Source organism: Streptomyces sp. MNU76 (assembly GCF_020982545.1).
In the GTDB taxonomy this organism is placed as follows: Bacteria; Actinomycetota; Actinomycetes; order Streptomycetales; family Streptomycetaceae; genus Streptomyces.
Window position 1 is genome coordinate 302,261 of record NZ_JAJKLK010000005.1, and the last position, 13,189, is coordinate 315,449.

Consider the following 13,189-nt stretch of genomic DNA (forward strand, 5'->3'; position numbering starts at 1 on the left):
CGGGCACGCGACACACTGGGGGCGTGATCCGTGACGACGCCCTGGACGCGCTGCCCGTGCGCGCCGCCCTGCCCGCTCTGGAGGAGGCCCTGGAGGGGTACGGCACCGCCGTCCTCGTGGCGCCGCCCGGCACCGGGAAGACGACGCTGGTGCCGCTGGCCCTGGCGGGGCTGCTGAACGGCGACGGACGGCCGGCGCGTCGGGTGGTCGTCGCCGAGCCCCGGCGGATCGCGGCGCGGGCGGCGGCCCGCCGGATGGCGTGGCTGCTGGGCGAGAAGGTCGGCGACAGCGTCGGGTACACCGTGCGCGGCGAGCGGGTCGTGGGCCGCCGCGGGCGCGTGGAGGTCGTCACGACCGGTGTCCTGCTGCAGCGACTGCAGCGGGACCAGGAGTTGCCCGGCGTCGACGTCGTCGTGCTCGACGAGTGCCACGAACGGCATCTGGACGCGGACACGGTCGCGGCGTTCCTGTTGGACGTGCGGGCGGCGCTGCGGCCCGAGCTGCGGCTGGTGGCGGCGTCGGCGACGACCGACGCGGAGGGCTGGGCGCGGCTGCTGGGCGGGGCGCCGGTGGTCGCCGCCGAGGGCGTGGCGTATCCGGTGGAGGTGGTGTGGGCGCCGCCGGCCCGTCCGGTGCGGCCGCCGCACGGGATGCGGGTGGACCCGGCGGCGCTGACGCATGTCGCGTCGGTGGTGCGGCGGGCGCTGGCCGAACGGGAGGGTGACGTCCTGTGTTTCCTGCCGGGCGTGGGCGAGATCGCGCGCGTGGCGGGGCAGTTGGGCGGGCTCGGTGACGTGGACGTGCTCCAGGTGCACGGTCGGGCGCCACCGCGGTGCAGGACGCGGTGCTGGCTGGCGGGGAGCGGCGGCGGGTGGTCCTGGCGACGTCGGTCGCGGAGTCCTCGCTGACGGTGCCCGGTGTGCGGGTGGTCGTGGACTCGGGGCTCGCGCGGGAGCCGCGGGTCGACCACGCGCGCGGGCTCGGCGCGCTGACGACGCTGCGGGCCTCACGGGCGGCCGGGCGGCAGCGGGCCGGGCGGGCGGGGCGCGAGGCCCCGGGGTCGTCTACCGGTGCTGGGCGGAGGCCGAGGACGCCCGCCTGCCGCGTTTCCCCGCGCCGGAGATCAAGGTGGCCGACCTGACGGCGTTCGCGTTGCAGGTGGCCTGCTGGGGCGATCCGGAGGCGACGGGGCTCGCGCTGCTGGACCCGCCGCCGAGCGGGGCGATGGCGGCGGCGCGCGGTGTGCTCTCGGCGATCGGGGCGGTCGGCTCCGCCGGTCACGCCACGGAACGGGGTGTACGCATGTCCCGCCTGGGCCTGCATCCCCGGCTGGCCCGGGCCCTCCTCGACGCGACACCGCTGGTGGGCGCCGAGCTCGCGGCGGAGGTCGTGGCGCTGCTGAGCGAGGAGCCGCCGCGGGAGTACGGCGACGACCTGGCCGCCGCGTTGCGCCGCGCCCGGCGCGGGGGCGACGCCTACGCGGCCCGCTGGCGCGCGGAGGCCCGGCGCCTGCGGGCCGCGTCGCCGCCCGCGCCCGGCTCCCCACCGGGTGAGCCGCGCGGCGACGTCGCGAGCGGTGGGACGGCGGTGGGTGCCGGGGCGATCACGGGGTCGGGGTGGTGGCCGCTCTGGCGTTCCCGGAGCGGGTGGCTCGACGTGACGGTGGGGCGTTCCTCATGGTGTCCGGGACCCGGGCCGAGGTGCCGGAGGGGTCCGGGTTGCGAGCGGGGCCCTGGATCGCCGTGGCCGTCGCCGACCGGGCGGTGGGCGGCGGGCACGCGCGCGTGCGGCTCGGGGTCGCGATCGACGAGGGGGTCGCCCGGGAGGCGGCCGGGGTCTGTACCGGCGGGACGAGGAGGTCGCGTGGCGGGACGGGGACGTGGTGGCTCGCCGGGTGGAGCGGCTGGGGGCCGTGGAGCTGGCGGTGCGGCCGTTGCGGGAGGCCGCGCCCGCGCGCGTGCGGGAGGCGTTGCTGGAGGGGCTGCGGGACGAGGGGTTCGGGCTGTTGCGGTGGTCCGAGGACGCGGCGCGGCTGCGGGAGCGGCTGGCGTTCCTGAGGGGGCGGCTCGGTGAACCCTGGCCCGACGTGTCCGACGGTGCCCTGCACGCGCGCGTGGAGGAGTGGCTGGAGCCCGAGTTGAGCCGGGCCCGGCGGCGGGCCGACCTCGGGCGGATCGATGCCGGGCAGGGGCTGCGGCGGCTGCTGCCGTGGGCCGCGGGGGACGCCGTACGGCTGGACGAGCTGGCGCCCGAGCGGATCGAGGTGCCGAGCGGGTCCCGGATCCGGGTCGACTACGCGCGGCCCGAACAGCCGGTGCTGGCGGTGAAGTTGCAGGAGATGTTCGGGCTGCGGGAGTCACCCGTGCTGGCCGGGGTTCCGGTGCTGGTGCATCTGTTGTCCCCCGCCGGGCGGCCCGCCGCCGTCACCGCCGATCTCGCCTCGTTCTGGCGGGACGGGTACCGGGCCGTACGGGCGGAGCTGCGGGGCCGTTATCCCAAGCATCCGTGGCCGGAGGACCCGGCGACGGCCGAGCCCACCCGGTTCACCAACGCGCGGCTCAGGCGTTGACCGGCTCGGACGCCGGGGACTTCGCGGACTCCGGTTCGCCGGGCCTGCGGCCGCGGGCCTCGACGTAGAGGGAGAGGGCGAGGAGCAGCAGGCCGAGCCCCAGGAAGCCCCAGGGGAGGTAGGAGGTCATGAGGAGGACGAGGAGGCGCTGGGACTCGACCAGGTCGACGGTGTGCTCGATGTAGTCCTCGCGCATCTTCACGTGCCCGGCGAAGGCGGTCACCTTCTCGCGGTCGCCGAGGAGTGTGCCGCCGCGCAGTTCCTCCTTGTGGATCTCCTCGCCGTAGACGGGGGCTCCGGTGACGGGTTCCACCCAGAACTTGCGGACCGTGGTGTACCAGCGGGTCGTGCCCGTCTGCGCGACCGTCTCCCGGGTGATGCCTTCCACGGGCATGGTGCGGGGGAAGGGGACCTCGGTCCAGGGGATGGTCTGTTCGAAGTAGTAGACCTCGACGCCGCGGAAGTCCTGGGTGCCCTTGTAGTGGATGGGGGCGGTGATCCGGGCCTGGGCGTCGAAGTACTCGTAGTCCCGCTTCTCGGTGAGGAAGGGCCACTTGAACTCCAGGCCCCGGCGCCGTACGGGGTCGCCGTCGACCATCTCGCCCTTGGCGTGGACGGGTTCCTGGGTGTGGGCGTCGAAGATGTAGCGCTCGGGGATGCGGGAGACCATCTCGCCGTCGGGGCCCTGGACGTACGACAGGCCGTCCCAGACGACGACGTCCCGGTCGGTGCTCTTCTCGATCTCCTCGGAGGCCTCCACGTTGCCCTTGAGGGTCTGCACGATGGTGACCTTCGGGACCGTGCGGGCGGTCATCGTGCCGTAGTCGAGGAGGGTGGCGTCCTTGGCCTCCAGGACCATGTCCTGGTACTGGTTCGCCGGGATCTTGGCCAGGTTCGGGAAGGCGTACCAGCGCAGCAGTGGGGACAGCGCGGTGAAGAACACGGCGAGCGCGAGCAGGATCAGACCGGCCCTACGGCGCATCTCGGGTCTCCCTCCCTGGCGGTCACGGATGTGCGGGGACCGTCGTCAGCAGCGGCTTCGGTGACGTCTTGCCCGTCGGTGAGCCCAGCGCGGTGAGCGTGAACACCAGGGCGAGAGCGAGGGCGAGACCGCTCGCGGCGGCGATCAGGGCGCGCATACGGACCTCCCGACTACGGGCCCCATGACGGGAACTGATAGGTCATCAGGTTCGGCACCGTAACAACGGGCGCGCCAGATGAGAACACGTCGCGCACGGACGACGACGGCGCCCCTCGTGGAGGAGGGGCGCCGCCGTGGCCGTACGGACGGCCGAGAGGTCCAGGACTCGCGTCTAGGACGCGCTGGGGCTCGGCGTCGCCGGCTCCGTCGCGTCCGTCGCGTCCGTCGTCTCCGTGGGTTCGGCCGGCTCGGTCGGCTCGGCCGGGTCCTCCACCTTCAGTTCGAGCGTGAGGGTCGCACCGCCCTCGGTCTCGATGCGCAGCAGGAACGTGCCGACGGCGTCGTCGGAGTAGAGCTTCGGGAGCTTGAGGGCACCGTCGGCGTCGGTCTCCAGGCCGGTCAGGGTGCGGATGGGGTTGCCCGCCGCGTCCTTGTCGAAGTAGGGGCCCTGGTCGTTCACGGTGGTGTCGAGGAGGGACTTGATCAGGGTCGCCCTGACGGCGACCTTGTCGGCGACCTCTCCCCTGTAGGTGGCCTTGAGTTCGATCTGCTCGGCGAACTCGCCGTTCGGCACGCAGGTCAGCGCGGTGGTGCCGGTGCGGGCGAGGGCGTCGGCCCGGCGGGCGGTGACGGTGACCTTGTGGTCGAGGGCGGTCACGGAGCGGCCCACGACGGTGGCCCGGACGGTGACGGTGCCCGTCTTCTCGCCGGCCACCAGCGCGGGGGCGGTCGCCTTGCCCGTGCTGTCGGTGATGACGGTGGCCACCTTCTCACCGCCGGTGAACGTGGTGTCGGTGCCGCCGACGACGGTGAACCGGACCCGGACCTTCGCGACGGCCTTGCCAGCCTTGGTCTCGGTGCGGGTGGCGAGCCTGCCGGCGAAGGTGTCCCCCGCCATGGCCGTGAGGTTCGACGCGCCCGCGTTCTCCAGGTGGTGCACCGAGTCCGTGGGCGTGCCCGGCGGCGTGGTGGTGGGCGGCTTCGGGGTGCTGCTGCCGCCACCACCCGGCTCGCCGGTGCCGGGCTTCCCCGGCTTGGACGGCTTGGACGGCTTGGACGGCTTGGACGGATCCGACGGCTTGGGGCTGGGGCTCGTCGTGGAGCCGCCGCCGTTGCGGCCGCCGGTGTTGTTGCCGTTGCCGCCGCTCGGCGTCTGCGGCAGGGAGCCGGTGCCGTCCGGGATCTCGTGCGTGCCCTTGCGGTAGTGCTCCAGCCACCTCATGACGGTGTTGTAGTACTCCGTCGAGTTGTTGTAGCTGAGGATCGCGCTGCGCAGGTTGGCGTCGTTCGACAGGTCCCAGTCGAAGCGGCACAGGTAGTGGCCGGCGGCGAGGGCGGCGTCGTAGATGTTGTTGGGGTCCTCGGCACCGTCGTCGTTGCCGTCGCGGCCCGCCCACTCCCAGGTGGAGGGGATGAACTGCATGGGGCCGACCGCGCGGTCGTGCGTGCTGTCGTCGTCGTGGACGCCGTTGTCGGTGTCGCTGATGTTCGCGAAGCCGTTGCCGTTGAGCTGGGGGCCGAGGATCTTGCCGATCGTCGTGCCCTCGGCGTCGACACGGCCGCCGCGCGCCTGTCCGGACTCGACCTTGCCGATGGCCGCGAGGAGTTGCCAGGGCAGGTTGCAGCCGGGCTTGGACGCGCGCAGGGACGCCTCGGCCTTCTTGTAGGCGTCGAGGACGGTCGCGGGTATGCCGCTCTCGCTGCCGCCGGCGGTGCCGGAGGTGTCGCCCGGACCCGTCGTCGGGGTGGGGCTGTCGAGAGGCGGAAGGTCCGTGTAGTACCGCGAGTTGCCGGTGGCCGTCTCGTCGGCCTGGGTGCTCATCTCCGGGGAGGGCGAACCCGTGGCCTGTCTGCCCGCGCTGTCGGTGGTCACTCCCGGGGCCTGGGAAGCGGCGAGCGCCGCTACCGTGGCCGCGGCCAGGGCGGTCGTGGCCGCCCCCTTGCGGAGCCTCAAACCGAACTGCGCCGCCATTGAGTGAACCCCTCCCGGTGGCCGAACGCCTCGGCGTTCTTCCCGTCTCGTGATGTCTCGGGCATTTCTTCCGGTTTCGCCGGACCGGCTTCCCCGCCCAGGTACACCGACTCCGGAGTTCCGGTCTTGGTTGCGCTCTTCCGGCATTCCTTTTTCCAGAACTCCGGTGACCACCGCGCCGACCGGCACGACGGCCCAGGCGACCCTACGACAACTTCCGTCGCCCGGACACCCGTTCGTGCCCGGTATTCACCGATTGGCCTTATCGGTTTTCTGTCGGTGGGCGTCTTTCCGGAGGGCCGCGCTCCCTTCACGCATACTGGCGACCGGTCATCGCCGGTCGATCCGTCCGGCCAAAGTCCGTCACAGGGGGACGACTTGCCCTTCACGCTCAGCCACGCGGCCGCCGTACTGCCCGCCCTGCGGGGAAACGGGACCGGGCGCGGGCCCCTGGCGCCCTCGGTGCTCGTGGCCGGTTCGTTCGCGCCCGACATGACCTACTACGCGGCGAGTGTGCTGCCCGAGGCCATGGAGTTCGGCGATGTCACGCACTCCTTCACCGGGGTCTTCACCGTCGACGTACTCGTCACCTGGGCGCTGGTCGGGCTGTGGCTGGTGCTCCGGGAGCCGCTGGTGGCGCTGCTGCCGAGAGGGCGGCAGGGGAGGGTGGCCGCGCTGGTGCGGTGCGGAACGGGGGCGCGGCGGTTCAGCCCCTCGGTCGCGCTGTGGTGGTACGTCTCGGCCGCCCTCGGTTCGCTGACCCATGTGGTGTGGGACGCGTTCACGCATCTCGACCGGTGGGGAATGCGGCTCTTCCCCGTCCTCGGCGAGGAGATCGCGGGCTCGCCGCTCTACTGGTACCTCCAGTACGGCGGCTCCGCCGTCGCGGCGGTCGTCCTCGCCGTCTTCGCCGTGCGGGCGCTGCGCCGGCAGCCGGCGGGCGAGCCCGTGGGCGTGCCGGTGCTCTCCTCGGCCGACCGGTGGGTGGCGGGCGTCGTCATCGGCGGGTGCGCACTGGTGGCGGCGGTGCAGCGGGTGGCCCGATGGTGGGCGTACTGGGGGTCGGTCGCCAAGCCGTACGAGGTGATCCCGACCCTGTGCTTCGGGGCGGGCGCCGGGCTGGTGGTCGGCGTGGTCCTCTACGGCGTCGGCGTCAGGGCGCGGCGCCCGGCTCCTGCCGTTGCGGCGCCCGCGGCCGACGCGGAGGCGGCGGACAGTCCCGTCCGCCGCTGAGTGCGGGGCGCCGGAGCGGGGCGCCACGGGGAGGCGGGTCTGGCGGCGCGTGCCGCGTACGGCGGACGTGGCCGAGGAGGGCCGCGAGGGGTGGGTCAGCGGCCAGGGGTAGAGGCTGTGCGGCCGCCGGACGCGGGTGCGGGTCCAGGGGCCCCGGGTGAGGCGGGTTCGCACCCTGACAGGCGGGTGGCAGCTGTCGCTGTACGACGGCGGAGCGTGCGTATGCCCATGCGGGCATCCTTACGGCTGTGCTGCGGCGGGGGCGCGGTGGTGGGGGCTGGTCGGGTGACCCCGGCGGGGCCGGGGGTCGTTTCGGGTTCGGGTTCGAGTGCGGTTTCAGGTGCGGGCCGTTGTGGTGTGTGTTGTCGGGTGCGGGTGCGGTGGGGGCTGGTCGCGCAGTTCCCCGCGCCCCTGAAAAGCCGGGGCTGCGCCCCGTGCTTTTCATCCCACGACCCGGCCGTCTTTCATCCCACGACCCGGCCGTCTTTCGGCGCGCCGGGCCGCGGTCTTTCAGGCCCGCAGGGCCTGGTCTTTCAGGGGCGCGGGGAACTGCGCGAGAAGCCCCACCGGACCCGCGCCCGACGACGAAGGCCCACCAGGATTACTAGGGCGTGTTTCGGAAGTCCCTTCTGCTCTGCGACGCCCGGCACGCTCCCCCGGTCTCGGCTGGCGCTCGACCGGGAGGTACCCCCACCGCCGCACCGGACGAAAGGCCAAGTACACCCAGTACGAGGCCTTTCGTCCGGCGCGCCGAGAGCACGCACCGGACGCCGCAGAGCCGCCCTTCGGGCGACGAAGGGACTTCCGAAACACGCCCTAGTGCGCCGCCGACTCCCAGTCCGGGCCGTAGCCCACCGAGACGTCCAGCGGGGCCCTCAGGTGGACCGCGTCGGCCATCTCCCGGCGGAGGATCTGCTCCGTGCGCTCCCGTTCACCGGGGGCGATCTCCAGGACGATTTCGTCGTGGACCTGGAGGAGCATGCGGGAGGCGAGGCCCGCCTCGTCCAGGGCGCGGCCCACGTTGAGCATAGCGATCTTGACGATGTCCGCGGCGGTGCCCTGGATCGGCGCGTTCAGAGCCATCCGCTCCGCAGCTTCCCGGCGCTGCCGGTTGTCACTGTTGAGATCGGGCAGATAGCGCCGGCGCCCGAAGAGCGTCGCCGTGTATCCCGTCGCCCGCGCCTCGTCCACGACCCGGCGCAGATAGTCCCGTACGCCGCCGAACCGCTCGAAGTACGCGTCCATCAGGGCCCGCGCCTCACCCGCCTCGATGTTCAGCTGCTGGGAGAGGCCGAACGCGGACAGCCCGTAGGCCAGGCCGTACGACATCGCCTTGATCTTGCGGCGCATCTCGGCGTCGACGGCGGACTGCTCGACGCCGAACACCTGCGCGGCGGCCGTGGTGTGCAGGTCCTCGCCGGAGGTGAACGCCTCGATCAGGCCCGCGTCCTCGGAGAGGTGGGCCATGACGCGCAGTTCGATCTGGCTGTAGTCCGCCGTCATCAGGGACTCGAAGCCCTCGCCGACGACGAAGCCGCGGCGGATGGCCCGGCCCTCGTCGGTGCGGACGGGGATGTTCTGCAGGTTCGGGTCGACGGAGGAGAGACGGCCCGTGGCGGCGACCGTCTGGTTGAAGGTGGTGTGGATCCGGCCGTCCCCGGCGATCATCTTGATCAGGCCCTCGACGGTGACCCGCAGCCTCGCCTGCTCGCGGTGGCGGAGCATGATGACCGGCAGTTCGTTGTCCGTCTGGCCGGCCAGCCAGGCGAGGGCGTCCGCGTCCGTGGTGTAGCCCGTCTTGGTGCGCTTGGTCTTGGGCAGGCCCAGCTCACCGAAGAGGACCTCCTGGAGCTGCTTGGGCGAGCCCAGGTTGAACTCGTGCCCCGCCGCCGCGTGCGCCTCCTTCACCGCCTGCTGCACGGCGGCCGCGAACATCTGCTCCATGGCCTCCAGATGTGCCTGGTCCGCCGCGATGCCGTGGCGCTCCATCCGGGCGAGCAGCGCGGAGGTGGGCAGCTCCACGTCACGCAGCAGCTCCGCGGCACCGACCTCCTCCAGCCGCTCCGCGAACGCCTCGCCCAGGTCGAGGATCGCGCGGGCCTGCACCATCAGCGCGTCGGCCTCGGCGCCCTCGTCCGCGCCGAAGGCCAGCTGGCCGTCGGCGGTCGCGGCGGGCGCCAGCTCGCGGCCCAGGTACTCCAGGGAGAGCGCGTCCAGGTCGAAGGAGCGGCGACCCGGCTTGACCAGGTAGGCGGCGAGCGCGGTGTCCATGGAGACGCCGTCCACGGTCCAGCCGTGCTCGGCGAAGACCCGCATCGCGCCCTTGGCGTTGTGGAACACTTTCGGCCTGGCGATGTCGGCGAGCCAGGACGCCCACGCCGTCTCGTCGGTCTCGTCCAGCTGCGTCGGGTCGAACCAGGCGGCCGCTCCCCCGGCGGCGGCGAGCGCGACCTCGGCGACCGAGCCGGTGCCGAGCGCCCAGGTGTCGACGGTGGCGACGCCGAGGATGTCCGTGCCGTGCTCGGTGAGCCAGGGGGCCAGTTCGCCGGAGGCGAGGACCGTGCCGTCCACCTCGACGCCGGGGGCGGCCGGCGAGGCGGCGTCGGCCTCCTCCGCGCCCGGGTCGACGGCGAGCAGACGCTCGCGCAGCGAGGGGTTGCGGATCTCCAGGGTGTCCAGCACCATCGCGACGGCCTTGCGGTCGTACGCGGCGCGCTCCAGGTCGCCCACGCCCTTGGGGAGTTCGACCGTGCGGACCATCTCGGTGAGGCGGCGGTTGAGCTTGACGGCCTCCAGATGGTCGCGGAGGTTCTGCCCGGCCTTGCCCTTGACCTCCTCGACGCGCTCGACGAGGTCCGCGAACGAACCGAACTGGTTGATCCACTTCGCGGCGGTCTTCTCACCGACGCCGGGGATGCCGGGGAGGTTGTCGGACGGGTCGCCGCGCAGGGCCGCGAAGTCCGGGTACTGGGCGGGGGTGAGGCCGTACTTCTCGAACACCTTCTCCGGGGTGAACCGGGTCAGCTCCGAGACGCCCTTCGTCGGGTAGAGCACGGTGGTGTGCTCGCTGACGAGCTGGAAGGAGTCGCGGTCGCCGGTGACGATGAGGACCTCGAAGCCCTCGGCCTCGGCCTGGGTGGCGAGGGTGGCGATGACGTCGTCGGCCTCGAAGCCGTCGACGGCGAAGCGGACGGCGTGCATCGCGTCGAGCAGCTCGCCGATCAGTTCGACCTGGCCCTTGAACTCGTCCGGGGTCTTCGAGCGGTTCGCCTTGTACTCGGTGAACTCCTCCGAGCGCCAGGTCTTGCGGGAGACGTCGAACGCGACCGCGAAGTGGGTGGGGGCCTCGTCGCGCAGCGTGTTCGCCAGCATCGACGCGAAGCCGTAGATCGCGTTGGTCGGCTGGCCGGTCGCCGTCGTGAAGTTCTCGGCGGGCAGCGCGAAGAACGCGCGGTAGGCCAGCGAGTGCCCGTCCATGAGCATGAGCCGGGGACGGCTGCCGCCGGGGGTGCTGTCGGTCTTCTTCGATCCTGTCTCTGCCACGCCCCCGATCCTGCCACGTACCACTGACACCCGGACCCCAGGGACGTACGGAGCCCCGACCGAGACCGGGGGGACGGGTCGCCTCGGACGACGACCACCGCGGACCCAGCCGGACTCAGCCGGACACTTCCGGACGCCGTGGGCAGCGCGGGCAGCGCGGGCAGCGCGGGCAGCGCGGGCAGCGCGGGCAGCGCGGGCAGCGCATGGTGGCACCCGTCGCCCGTCTCCGACCACCGGTGGCGTGCGCCGCCGACCGCCCGTTGCCACCGGCCCCGCCCGCCGAAGCCCCGCCCCGCCCTCCACGACCCTGGTCCCGGCCCGGTCGCCGCCCCGTCGTCGCGATCAGCGGTCGGCCTCGTTCGGGGGTGATGACGCGTGCGAGGATCGGAGGTGTAGCCACCGCCCGACGAGCACGTATGCGAATGGGGAGCAGCCATGGCCGGCAAGGCGCCGAAGAATGATCCGGTTCAGGACGCGCCCCGGGTCGCGGAACCCCAGCACGCCGCGGCGGGGCTGCCGGCGATCGGGCACACCCTGCGGATCGCGCAGCAGCAGATGGGCGTGAAGCGGACCGCGCTGACGCTGCTGCGGGTCAACCAGAAGGACGGCTTCGACTGCCCGGGCTGCGCCTGGCCGGAGCCGGACCACCGGCACGCGGCGGAGTTCTGCGAGAACGGCGCGAAGGCGGTCGCCGAGGAGGCCACGCTCCGCCGGGTCACCCCCGAGTTCTTCGCCGCCCACAGCGTGGCCGATCTCGCCACGCGCAGCGGCTACTGGCTGGGACAGCAGGGGCGGCTCACCCACCCCATGTACCTCCCCGAGGGCGGCGACCGGTACGAGCCGGTGTCCTGGGACCGCGCCTTCGGCATCGTCGCCGAGGAGCTGAAGGCCCTCGACTCCCCCGACGAGGCGCTCTTCTACACCTCCGGGCGCACCAGCAACGAGGCCGCGTTCCTGTACCAGCTGTTCGCCCGCGAGTTCGGCACGAACAACCTGCCGGACTGCTCCAACATGTGCCACGAGTCGTCGGGCTCCGCGCTCAACGAGACCATCGGCATCGGCAAGGGCAGCGTCCTGCTGGAAGACCTCTACCAGGCCGATCTGATCATCGTCGCCGGGCAGAATCCGGGGACCAATCACCCACGGATGCTCTCCGCGCTGGAGCGGGCCAAGGCCGACGGCGCGAAGATCATCACCGTGAACCCGCTGCCCGAGGCGGGGCTGGAGCGGTTCAAGAACCCGCAGACGCCGCAGGGCATGCTCAAGGGCGCCGCCCTCACCGACCTGTTCCTCCAGATCCGTATCGGCGGCGACCAGGCCCTGTTCCGTCTGTTGAACAAGCTGATCCTGGAGACGGAGGGCGCGGTCGACGAGGAGTTCGTCCGCGAACACACCCACGGCTTCGAGGAGTTCACCGAGGCCGCCCGCGCCGCCGACTGGGACGCGACGCTCACCGCGACCGGCCTCACCCGCGAGAAGATCGACGAGGCGCTGCGCATGGTCCTCGCCTCGCGGCGGACCATCGTCTGCTGGGCCATGGGTCTCACCCAGCACAAGCACTCGGTGCCGACCATCCGCGAGGTGGTCAACTTCCTGCTGCTGCGCGGCAACATCGGCCGTCCCGGCGCCGGTGTCTGCCCGGTGCGCGGCCACTCCAACGTGCAGGGCGACCGCACGATGGGCATCTTCGAGCGGCCCGCCCCGGCGTTCCTGGACGCCCTGGAGAAGGAGTTCGGCTTCGCCCCGCCCCGGGAGCACGGCTACGACGTCGTACGGGCCATCAGGGCCATGCGCGACGACAAGGCGAAGGTCTTCTTCGCGATGGGCGGCAACTTCGTCTCGGCGTCCCCCGACACGGAGGTCACGGAGGCGGCGATGCGCCGGGCGCGGCTGACCGTACACGTGTCGACGAAGCTGAACCGCTCGCACGCCGTCACGGGCGCGCGGGCGCTGATCCTGCCCACCCTGGGACGCACCGAGCGCGATCTCCAGGGCGGCGGCGAGCAGTTCGTGACCGTCGAGGACTCCATGGGCATGGTGCACGCCTCACGCGGCCGGCTGGAGCCCGCGAGCGGGCAGCTGCTGTCGGAGCCGGCCATCGTGTGCCGGCTCGCCCGCCGGGTCCTCGGCGAGGAAAGCCGCACGCCCTGGGAGGAGTTCGAGAAGGACTACGCGACCATCCGCGACCGCATCGCGCGCGTGGTCCCCGGGTTCGAGGACTTCAACGCGCGCGTGGCCGACCCGAACGGCTTCGCCCTCCCGCACGCCCCGCGCGACGAGCGCCGCTTCCCCACCGCCACCGGCAAGGCCAACTTCACGGCCGCGCCGGTGGAGTACCCGCGGCTGCCCGAAGGCCGTCTGCTGCTGCAGACGCTGCGCTCGCACGACCAGTACAACACCACCATCTACGGCCTGGACGACCGCTACCGGGGCATCAGGAACGGCCGCCGGGTGGTGCTGGTCAACCCCGACGACGCGCGGGAGCTGAAGCTCGCCGACGGGTCGTACGTGGACCTGGTGGGCGAGTGGAAGGACGGCGTCGAGCGGCGCGCCCCCGGCTTCCGGGTGGTGCACTACCCGACGGCGCGCGGCTGCGCGGCCGCCTACTACCCGGAGACCAACGTCCTGGTGCCGCTGGACTCCACCGCCGACACCAGCAACACCCCGGCCAGCAAGTCCGTCGTGGTCCGTCTGGAACAATCGTCCACCGACTGAGCGTTTGCTCAGCACA

At 72.7% G+C, this 13,189-nt stretch carries 6 protein-coding genes and 1 pseudogene; 3 read left to right on the forward strand and 4 right to left on the reverse strand.

The window, feature by feature from the left end:
• Window positions 1-23: 23 nt before the first annotated feature.
• Window positions 24-2,569: pseudogene (gene hrpB / locus E4N62_RS14740) on the forward strand (ATP-dependent helicase HrpB).
• Here hrpB and E4N62_RS14745 read toward each other — a convergent pair.
• The 3 genes from E4N62_RS14745 to E4N62_RS14755 all read right to left on the reverse strand — a co-directional run bounded on the left by E4N62_RS14745 (window position 2,559) and on the right by E4N62_RS14755 (window position 5,682).
• Window positions 2,559-3,551: a DUF3068 domain-containing protein gene (locus E4N62_RS14745; RefSeq protein WP_230214701.1), complete on the reverse strand. Its 993-nt coding sequence runs from the start codon at window positions 3,549-3,551 to the stop codon at window positions 2,559-2,561. The pseudogene hrpB and the gene E4N62_RS14745 overlap by 11 nt on opposite strands.
• A gap of 22 nt (window positions 3,552-3,573) precedes the next feature.
• Complete coding sequence (locus E4N62_RS14750; protein ID WP_184895373.1) at window positions 3,574-3,708, reverse strand: SPW_0924 family protein; 135 nt, start codon at window positions 3,706-3,708, stop codon at window positions 3,574-3,576.
• Window positions 3,709-3,882: 174 nt separating this feature from the next.
• Window positions 3,883-5,682 (reverse strand): lytic transglycosylase domain-containing protein, encoded by a 1,800-nt coding sequence (locus tag E4N62_RS14755; RefSeq protein ID WP_230214704.1) that lies wholly within the window; start codon window positions 5,680-5,682, stop codon window positions 3,883-3,885.
• Between the two features lie 378 nt (window positions 5,683-6,060).
• On the opposite strand from E4N62_RS14755, the gene E4N62_RS14760 reads away from it, so the two are divergent.
• A complete protein-coding gene (locus tag E4N62_RS14760; RefSeq protein ID WP_230214707.1) occupies window positions 6,061-6,915 on the forward strand; it encodes a DUF4184 family protein in 855 nt (284 codons plus the stop codon).
• Between the two features lie 816 nt (window positions 6,916-7,731).
• Here the strand turns inward: E4N62_RS14760 and polA are convergent.
• Window positions 7,732-10,458, reverse strand: a complete 2,727-nt coding sequence (gene polA / locus E4N62_RS14765; protein ID WP_230214709.1) for a DNA polymerase I — start codon at window positions 10,456-10,458, stop codon at window positions 7,732-7,734.
• Window positions 10,459-10,893: 435 nt separating this feature from the next.
• Here polA and E4N62_RS14770 point away from each other — a divergent pair, with 435 nt between their 5' ends.
• Window positions 10,894-13,173 carry an FdhF/YdeP family oxidoreductase gene (locus tag E4N62_RS14770; RefSeq protein ID WP_230214728.1) on the forward strand — a complete coding sequence of 760 codons (2,280 nt, stop codon included), beginning with the start codon at window positions 10,894-10,896 and terminating at the stop codon, window positions 13,171-13,173.
• Window positions 13,174-13,189: the final 16 nt, after the last annotated feature.

Coding starts and splice junctions, on each gene's coding strand:
- E4N62_RS14745 (WP_230214701.1), bottom strand. CDS start 3,551: ATGCGCCGTAGGGCCGGTCTGATCCTGCTCGCGCTCGCCGTGTTCTTC.
- E4N62_RS14750 (WP_184895373.1), bottom strand. CDS start 3,708: ATGCGCGCCCTGATCGCCGCCGCGAGCGGTCTCGCCCTCGCTCTCGCC.
- E4N62_RS14755 (WP_230214704.1), bottom strand. CDS start 5,682: ATGGCGGCGCAGTTCGGTTTGAGGCTCCGCAAGGGGGCGGCCACGACC.
- E4N62_RS14770 (WP_230214728.1), top strand. CDS start 10,894: ATGGCCGGCAAGGCGCCGAAGAATGATCCGGTTCAGGACGCGCCCCGG.